Below are 8,870 nucleotides of genomic sequence, written 5' to 3'. Positions count from 1 at the left end.
CGATGACCAGCCAGTTCGCCGCGAGGCCGAGCACCAGCGAGCCCGCGACCAGCACGAAGTGCGCGAACCCGCCGTCCAGGCCGGTCAGGCGGAGCAGGCCCGCGCCGGCCGCGCCGGTCAGGGAGGCCAGGCCGAAGGAGACCGCCATCGCCAGCCCGACGCCGACGAGCACCAGGACGTCGGTGACGATGCCGCGCAGCAGGGGGCGCTGGGTGCGTTCCTGGCCGAGCATCGCGGTGACGGCGTTGCGGACGTTGCTGATCCAGCTCCAGCCCGAGTACGCGGCGACGGCCAGCGCGAGCAGCCCGATCCGGCCGCGCTCGCCGACCACGGTGTGCACGACGTTCGTGGCCTGGCCCGCGAGTTCCGGCGGCAGCGAGCTGCCGATCACGCGGTCGAGCTCGGCGGCCAGGAGGCGGTCACCGGCCAGCACGAAGCCGGTCACCGAGACCGCGACCATGATCAGCGGGACGAGCGCGAGCAGGCTGAAGAAGGTCACGGCGGCGGCGTAGTGGTCGCCGTCGCGCTCCCGGTACCGGGCCAGCGTCGCCCCGGCTCGCCGGAAGCCCCTCTTCACCGCTCCTCGCACCACCGGCCGACCCTCTCATCCGCGCGTGTCCTTCGCAGTCCGGATCCGGCGGGAGCCACACGTCAGCCGGGCACCACCGTGCCCCGCACGTCGCCGAACCCGATCCGCGTGCCGCCGGGGCCGGGCGCGGTCGCGCTGATCACCACCTCGTCGCCGTCCTCCAAGAACGCGCGGGTCTGACCACCCGGCAGCTCGAACGGTTCCCGCCCGCCCCAGGACAGTTCGAGGAACGAGCCGCGCTGGTCGCGCTCCGGGCCGGTCACCGTGCCCGACGCGTAGAGGTCGCCGGTGCGCAGGTGCGCGCCGTTCACGGTCAGGTGCGCCAGCTGCTGCGGAGCCGTCCAGTAGTGCGAAGCGAACGGCGGGCTCGAGACCAGGTGGCCGTTGAGCCGGATCTCCAGGGCCAGGTCCAGGCCCCACTTTTCGCCGGTCCGCAGGTATTCGAACGGCTCCGGGTCCTGCGGCGGGCCGTCGACGCGGGCGTGCTCGAGCGCGGCCAGCGGGACGATCCACGGCGACACCGACGTCGCGAACGACTTGCCGAGGAAGGGGCCCAGCGGCTCGTACTCCCACGCCTGGATGTCGCGCGCCGACCAGTCGTTGACCAGGCAGACGCCGAACACGTGGTCCGCGAAGTCCGCGGTGGGCACCGGGGTGCCCGGAGTGGACGGCACGCCGACGACGAACCCGACCTCCGCCTCGATGTCCAGCCGCTGCGAGGGGCCGAACGACGGCGTGTCGGCGTTGCGCGGCTTGCGCTGCCCGTGCGGGCGGACGACCGGGGTGCCCGATGCCACCACCGTGCCGGCCCGGCCGTGGTAGGCGATCGGCAGGTGCTTCCAGTTCGGCGCCAGCTCGGTGACGTCGGGCCGGAAGATCCGGGTGGCGTTGAGGGCGTGCTGCTCGCTGGAGTAGAAGTCGACGTAGTCGGCGACCTCGAACGCCAGGTGGGTGCTGACCTCGTTCAGCGGCACCAAAAGAGGACGCAGCCGGTCGGCGTACCGGGGCTCGGTCAGCCACTCCCGGACGCTGTCCCGGACCTCCCGCCAGGTGCCCGGACCGGCGGCCAGCAGCGGGTTGAGCACCCCGGCGGTGAGCAGCGGGGCGAACGCCGCCGCGGTCTCGGCCGCCGCGGCGGTCAGGTCGAGGACCTGGTCGCCGACGGGCACGCCGACGCGGCGCTCGGGCGCCCCGGCCGCCGAGAACACGCCGTAGGGCAGGTTGTCCAGGCCGAACGGCGTGTCGCCGGGGAGTTCGAGCCAGGTCACGAGCCCTCCCCGGCCCGGGTGGCCACCCAGTCCGCCACCACCGTGGCCAGCACCGGCAGGGGCAGCGTGCCGCTGCCCAGCACCGTGTCGTGGAACTCGCGGATGTCGAACCGGTCGCCCAGCGCCTCCTCCGCTTCGGCCCGCAGGCGCTCGATTTCCAGGCGGCCCACCATGTAGCTGAGGGCCTGGCCGGGGTGACCGGCGTAGCGGTCGATCTCCGCCTCGATCTCGATCTGCGCCATCGGGGTGTTCTCCCGCAGGAAGTCCACCGCGCGCTGCCGGCTCCAGCCCAGCGCGTGCAGGCCGGTGTCGACCACCAGCCTCGCGGCGCGCATCGAATCCTGGGTCAGCAGCCCGAACCGCGAGACGTCGTCGGAGTACAGGCCCATCTCGTCGGCCAGCCGCTCGGCGTACAGGCCCCAGCCTTCGACGTAGGCGTTGAACATGCAGATCCGGCGCAGCAGCGGCACTCCGGTCACCTGCTGCGCGAGCGTCAGCTGGAAGTGGTGCCCCGGCACGGCTTCGTGGAACGCGACGGCCTCGCTCAGCGTCCGCTGCCGCTGGTCCGCCTCGGTCGTGTTGGCGTAGTACGTACCCGGCCGCGAACCGTCCAGCGACGGGTCGATGTAGTAGGCGATCGAGCCGCTTTCGGCCTCGGCCGGGGGCACCGGCGCGACCTGGCAACGCTGCTCCGGGACCCGCAGGAACCATTGCGGCGCCACGGCTTCCGCCCGGGCGATCGTCCGGCGGGCCGCCTCCAGCAGCTCCTCCCCGTCCCGCCAGCGCAACGCTGGGTCGGTGCGGATCCGCTCGAAGATCTCGGCGAGCTCGGTGGTGCCGAAGACCTTCGCGCCCAGCTCCCGGTACTCCCCCGCCAGCCGCTCGATGATCGCCAGCCCGGTGTCGTGCAGTTCCTGGGCCGTGCGTTCGGTCGTCGTCTCGGCGCGGATCAGCGCCGCGTACCGCTCCGGGCCGCCCGGCAGGTCGCCCAGGCCCGGGGACGTCTCCGGGCGCGCGACCGGGACGACCTCGCAGGCCAGGAAGTCGCGGTACCGCTCGTAGGCGGGCCGCACCACTTCGGCGAGCAGCCGGTCGCGCTCCGCTTCGAGCCCGTGGACCGGGACCTTCAGCGGGTCTTCGTCCGGGGCGCCGAGGTAGCGCTCGACGTACCCGATGCCGATGCGCGCCAGGAACTCCGGCGGCACGAGGCCCTCGGCCAGCGCCGCGCGCTGCCGCTCGATCAGCTGGTCCAGGTACGTGCCGATGGCCGCGAGCCGGCTCAGGTAGCCGCGGGCCTTGGGCTCGTCGTCGAGCACCGACTGCGGCAGCTCGACCAGCAGCATCAGCGCCGGCGCGGCCAGGCCGTCGCTCACCGCGATGTCCGCCCGGCCCGAGTCGAGCAGGTCGATCTCGGTGCGCGCCTGCCAGATCACCACGTCCCGGGTGACGCGCTCGGCCGGGGCCAGCGCCGCCGCGTCGAGCGCTTCGGCCCGCGCGATGAGCCCGGCGAGCCCGGCGCGGTACCGCCCGGCCGCTTCGGCGGTCTGGTCGGCGAGCTTGTCGTGGGTGCCCGGCAGGCCGTAGAGCGACGGGATCAGCGGCTGCGCCTCGAACATCAGCTCCAGGCACTCGTCGGCGAGCCGGTCGGGCGTGTCGCCGTACCCCGCCACCCAGTCGGCGACGACGCCGGCCAGCACCGGCAGCGGGAGCGTCCCGCTGCCGAGCACGACGTCGTGGAACTCACGGATGTCGAAGCGGTCGCCCAGCGCCGCTTCGGCTTCGGCCCGCAACCGCTGGATCTCCAGGCGCCCCACCATGTAGCCGAGCGCCTGGCCCGGGTTGGCGGCGTACCGGTCGATCTCGGCCTCGATCTCCAGGCGCGCCATCGGGGTGTGCTCGACCAGGTAGTCGACCGCCTGCTGCCGGCTCCAGCCGAGCGCGTGCAGCCCGGTGTCGACCACCAGCCGGCCGGCGCGCATCGAATCCTGGGTCAGCATGCCCAGCCGCGAGACGTCGTCGGAGTACAGCCCCATTTCGTCGGCCAGCCGCTCGGCGTAGAGCCCCCAGCCCTCGGCGTAGGCGTTCACGTGCGCGATCCGGCGCAGCAGCGGCAGATCCGTGAGGCCCTGGGCGAGGCACAGCTGGAAGTGGTGCCCCGGCACGGCTTCGTGGAACGCCACGGCCTCGCTGGTGAACCGCGGCCGCTTCTCGGCTTCGTGGGTGTTCGCGTAGTAGACGCCCGGACGCGTCCCGTCGAGCGACGGCTGGAGGTAGTACGCGATCGTGCCGCTGGCCGCCTCCGCCTCGGGCACCGGCGCCACCCCGCACTGCTGCTCGGGGACGCGCGAGAACCATTGCGGGGCAACGGCTTCCGCGCGCGTGATGGCGGCGCGGGCCCCGGCCAGCAGCTCCTCGCCGTCCCGCCAGCGCAACGCCGGGTCGGTGCGGATCCGGTCGAAGATCTCGGCGAGCTCGGTGGTGCCGAAGATCTTCGCGCCGAGTTCGCGGTACTCCGCCCCGAGCTTTTCGATCAGCGCCAGCCCGGTTTCGTGCAGCTCCCGCGCGGTGCGGTCGGTGGTCGTTTCGACGCGGATCAGCGCCGCGTACCGCTCCGGGCCGCCCGGCAGGTCCCCGATGCCCGGCGACGTCTCCGGCCGCGCGACCGGCGCGACCTCGTCCGCCAGGAACGCCCGGTATCGCTCGTAAGCCGGGTGGACGACCTCGGCGAGCAGCCGGTCGCGCTCGGCCTCGAAGCCTTCGAGCGCGTACGCCGGTGTCACCCGCAACGGGTCGCTCTCCGGCGCGGCGAGGTAGCGCTCGACGTAGCCGATGCCGATGCGCACCAGGAACTCCGGCGGCACGAGGCCCTCGCCCAAGGCGGCGCGCTGCCGGGTGATCACGGCGTCGAGGTAGCCGCCGACACCGGCGAGCCGGCTCAGGTAACCGCGGACCTTCACCTCGTCGTCCAGCACCGTTTGCGGCAGGAAGAGCAGCAGCTGCAGCGCGGGCGCGCCGAGGCCGTCGCTGACCGCGATGTCGCCGCGGCGCGAGTCGATCTCGTCGATTTCCGTGCGCGCCTGGGAAATGACGACCTCGCGGGTGACCCGCTCGGCGGCCGGCAGACCCGCGGGGTCGAGCGCCTCGGCCCGCGCGGCGATCGCCGAGTACCCGGCCCGGAAGCGGTCTTCCGCGCCCGGGTCGGGCAGCTTGTCGTGCTCGCCCGGCAGCCCGAACACCGACGGGTAGAGCGGCTGGCGCTCGAAGTTGAGCGCCACCAGGTCGTCGGCGAGCCTGCCGGGCGTGTCGCACTGGCCCGCCACCCAGTCCGTGACCACCTTGGCCAGCGCGGACATCGGCAGCATGCCGTGGCCGAGCACGACCTCGTGGAAGCCGCGGATGTCGAACCGCTCCCCCAGCGCCGCTTCGGCGTCCGCCCGCAGCCGCTGGATCTCCAGCCGGCCCACCATGTACCCGAGCGCCTGCCCGGGCCAGGCGATGTACCGGTCGATCTCGGCCTCGATCTCCAGCTGCGCCATCGGCGTGTGCTCGACGAGGAAGTCGATCGCCTGCTGCCGGCTCCAGCCCAGCGCGTGCAGGCCGGTGTCGACCACCAGCCGGCCGGCGCGCATCGAGTCCTGCGTCAACATGCCCAGCCGCGAGACGTCGTCGGAGTACAGGCCCATCTCGTCGGCCAGCCGCTCGGCGTACAGGCCCCAGCCCTCGGCGTAGGCGTTGAACATGCCGATCCGGCGCAGCAGCGGCAGGTCGCGCAGCTCCTGGGCCAGGCTGAGCTGGAAGTGGTGGCCCGGCACGGCTTCGTGGAACGCGATGGCCTCGCTGGTGAACCGCGGCCGCTTGTCCGCTTCGTGGGTGTTCGCGTAGTAGGTGCCCGGGCGGGTGCCGTCGAGTGCCGGCGGGAGGTAGTACGCGATCGTGCCGCTCGCCGCGTCGGCCTCCGGGACCGGCGCGACCTCGCACTTCTCCGCCGGGAGGTGCGAGAACCAGCGCGGGGCGACGGCTTCGGCACGGGCGATGGCGTCGCGCGCCGCGGACAGCAGCTCGTCACCGTCGCGCCAGCGCAGGGCCGGGTCGGTGCGCAGCCGCTCGAAGATCTCCGCGAGTTCGGTGGTGCCGAAGACCTTCGCGCCCAGCTCGCGGTACTCCGCCCCGAGCTTTTCGATCAGCGCCAGCCCGGTTTCGTGCAGCTCCTCCGCGGTGCGCTCGGTCGTCGTCTCCGCGCGGATCAGCGCCGCGTACCGCTCCGCACCGCCTGGGACGTGGCTGATCCCCGGCGCGGTGTCGGGGCGCCCGACCGGCTCGACCTCCGTACGCAGGAAGTCGCGGTAGCGCGCGTACGCCGGGCGGACGACCTCGGCGAGCAGCCGGTCGCGGTCGGCTTCGAAGTTCTCGACGGCCGCCGTCGTGGCCACCTTGAGCGGATCCCGGTCCGGCGCGGCGAGGTAGCGGTCGATGTACTCGGCGCCGACGCGGGCGAGGTACGCCGGCGGCACGAGCCCCTCGGCGAGGCTCTCGCGCTGCCGTTCGGTCAGCGTCGCCAGGAACGGCTCGACCGCGGCGAGCCGGGCCAGGTAGCCGCGCGCCTTCTTCTCGTCGTCCAGCTTGTAGTACGGCAGGTACATCAGCAGTTCGAGCGCGGGCGCGGTGAGCCCGTCGCTGACCGCCATGTCGGCCGAGCGCGCGCCCAGCCTGTCGGCCTCCACCTCGGCGGCGGCGATGACGACCTCGCGCGTGACGGCTTCCTCCGGCGACAGGCCGTCGGTGGGCAGCGCCCGCGCGCGGTCCGCGAGCCCGGTGTAGGCGGCCCGGAAGCGTTCCTTCGCGGCGCGGGTCTGGTCGGCCAGGCGGTCGTGGTCGCCGGGCAGGCCCAGCACCGACGGGGTCAGCGGCTCCTGCTCGAACGTCAGCTCGACCAGCTCGCCCGCCAGGCCGTCGACGGTGTCGCCGTGCCCGGCCACCCACTCGTCGACGACCGAGGCCAGCACCGACAGCGGCAGCGGACCGCCGGCCAGGACCAGGTCGTGGAACGCGCGGACGTCGAACCGCGAGCCGAGCCGCTCCCCGGCGCGGGCGCGGTTCCGCTGGATCTCCAGCCGCCCCACCATGTACGCCAGCGCCTGGCCCGGCCACGCGATGTAGCGGTCGACCTCGGACTCGATCTCGGGCAGCGCCTCCGGGGTGTGTTCGAGCAGGTAGTCGATCGCCTGCTGCCGGCTCCAGCCCAGCGCGTGCAGCCCGGTGTCGACGACCAGCCGGCCCGCCCGCAGCGAGTCGCCTGCCAGCATGCCGAGGCGGGCGATGTCGTCGGAGTAGAGCCCCATCTCCTCGGCGAGGCGCTCGCTGTAGAGCCCCCAGCCCTCGATGTAGGCGGAGAAGCCGCCGATGCGGCGCAGCAGCGGCAGTTCGGTGAGCCCCTGCGCGATGGTGAGCTGGAAGTGGTGCCCCGGCACGGCTTCGTGGAACGCGGTCGTCTCCGCCATGTGCCGGAGCCGCTCGGTGGCCTGGTGGGTGTTCGCGAAGTAGATGCCGGGCCGGGAACCGTCCGCCGCCGGGCGCAGGTAGTACGCCGCGGGCGCGCCGGGCGCGACCTCCGCCGGCACCGCTTCGACCGTGCACTGCTGCTCGGGGATCCGGCCGAACCACTTCGGCGCCTCGGCGGCCGCACGGGCGACGGCCGTGCGGGCGGTGTCCAGCAGGTCGTCGGCGCTGCCCCAGCGCAGCGCCGGGTCGGTGCGCAGGCGCTCGAAGATCTCGGCGAGGTCGTCGGTGCCGAACACCTTCTGGCCCAGCTCGCGGTACTCGGCGGCGAGCGAGTCGATGACGTCGAGCCCGATCCGGTGCAGCTCCTCGGGCGTGTGCTGGGTCGTCGTGTGCAGCCGCGCCAGGCGCGCGTACGTCTCTTCGCCGCCGGGCAGCCACGACAGGCCGGGCCGGTCTTCGGGCCGCCCGTGCGGCTTCACCTCGTCGGCGAGGAACGCGCGGTACTCCGCGAAGGCCGGGCGCACGACGTCGGCGAGCAGCTCCTCGCGGCGCCGTTCGAACTCCTCGTCCGGCGCCGGCTGGCGGCGCAGCGGGTCGTTCGCCGGCTCGGCGAGGTAGCGGTCGAGGTGCGCGACCGCGGCGTCGACCAGGTGGGCCACCGGCACCAGGCCGTCGGCGATGCCCTCGGCGTGCCGCCGGGCGGACTGGCGGAGGAACTCCGGGATGGCGGCGAGCCGCCCGAGCTGTGCTTCGGCCGTCTCGCCCGCGGTCACGGTGGTCATCGGCAGGGCCAGCAGCAGGCCGGCCGCCGGGCCGATGGAGAGGTCGGTGACGGTGAACTCGGCCATCCGGCTGTCGGCCGACGCGATGCGGTTCTCGGCCGTGGAGATCAGCACCTCGCGGGTGACCCGGTCCTCGGCCGAGAGGCCTTCGGCCGGGATCGCGCGGGCACGCTCGGCGAACTCCGCCAACCGGGCCCGGAAGGCGCGCTCGGCCTCGGCGGACTGGTCCGGCAGACCGGGTTCCGCCGGGCGGATGCCCATGAGCGCGGGCGTCAGCGGATCGGCGGCGAACAGCGCCTCGACGAACTCGTCGGCGAGTTCGGTGACCGCGGTCATGGGCAGGACCCCCCAGCTTTCGTTCGGTGTCTCGTCCGCGACCCTAACGGAGATCACCGACAGAAACGGCGCGCATTTCGCCGGGGGCGGACAGCCTTCGGCACGGCCTCGCGGGCGAGGCGGTAGCGTTCCGGGAGTGGCCGTGACCGATCCCGTGGATACCCGCCTGCTCGCCGCGCTCGCCGACCTCGGCAAGACCGCGGTGCACGAGCTCGCGGCCAAGGTCGGCATGGATCCCCGCGAGGTCGCCTACCGGCTGGTCGCCCTCTCCGGCAGCGGGCTGCCGCTGCTCGTCGGCGTCGAGAGCGACCCGCAGGGGTTGCGCGCGGCCATCGCGGGCGCCCCGCCGTCGTGGGCGAACCGGCCGCCGCAGCAGCAGTACCCGGCGCCGCCGTC

The 8,870-nt window shown here is 73.8% G+C and carries 4 protein-coding genes; 1 reads left to right on the top strand and 3 read right to left on the bottom strand.

The annotated features are described in order from the left end of the window. From G3I65_RS09175 to G3I65_RS09165, 3 genes are all read right to left on the bottom strand, one after another. Positions 1-577: YhjD/YihY/BrkB family envelope integrity protein (locus G3I65_RS09175; protein WP_203612326.1), on the bottom strand; the 577-nt coding region annotated here is incomplete at its 3' end. Positions 578-651: 74 nt separating this feature from the next. Continuing rightward, the gene (fahA, locus tag G3I65_RS09170; RefSeq protein ID WP_163046658.1) at positions 652-1,857 is read right to left on the bottom strand and encodes a fumarylacetoacetase; all 1,206 of its coding nucleotides are present in this window, start codon (positions 1,855-1,857) and stop codon (positions 652-654) included. Next, on the bottom strand, positions 1,854-8,474 hold the full coding sequence (locus G3I65_RS09165) for a DUF885 family protein (protein WP_160695702.1): 6,621 nt from the start codon (positions 8,472-8,474) through the stop codon (positions 1,854-1,856). The genes fahA and G3I65_RS09165 overlap by 4 nt, the downstream gene beginning before the upstream one ends. A gap of 136 nt (positions 8,475-8,610) precedes the next feature. Between G3I65_RS09165 and G3I65_RS09160 the strand changes: the two genes are divergently transcribed. After that, a partial coding sequence (locus G3I65_RS09160; protein ID WP_160695701.1) for an AsnC family protein occupies positions 8,611-8,870 on the top strand: 260 nt, incomplete at its 3' end.

The sequence above is a fragment of the Amycolatopsis sp. SID8362 genome (assembly GCF_010550475.1).
Classification (GTDB): domain Bacteria; phylum Actinomycetota; class Actinomycetes; order Mycobacteriales; family Pseudonocardiaceae; genus Amycolatopsis; species Amycolatopsis eburnea.
Note: the sequence above shows the minus strand (reverse complement) of the source record. Positions and strands in the feature narration are given on the sequence as shown.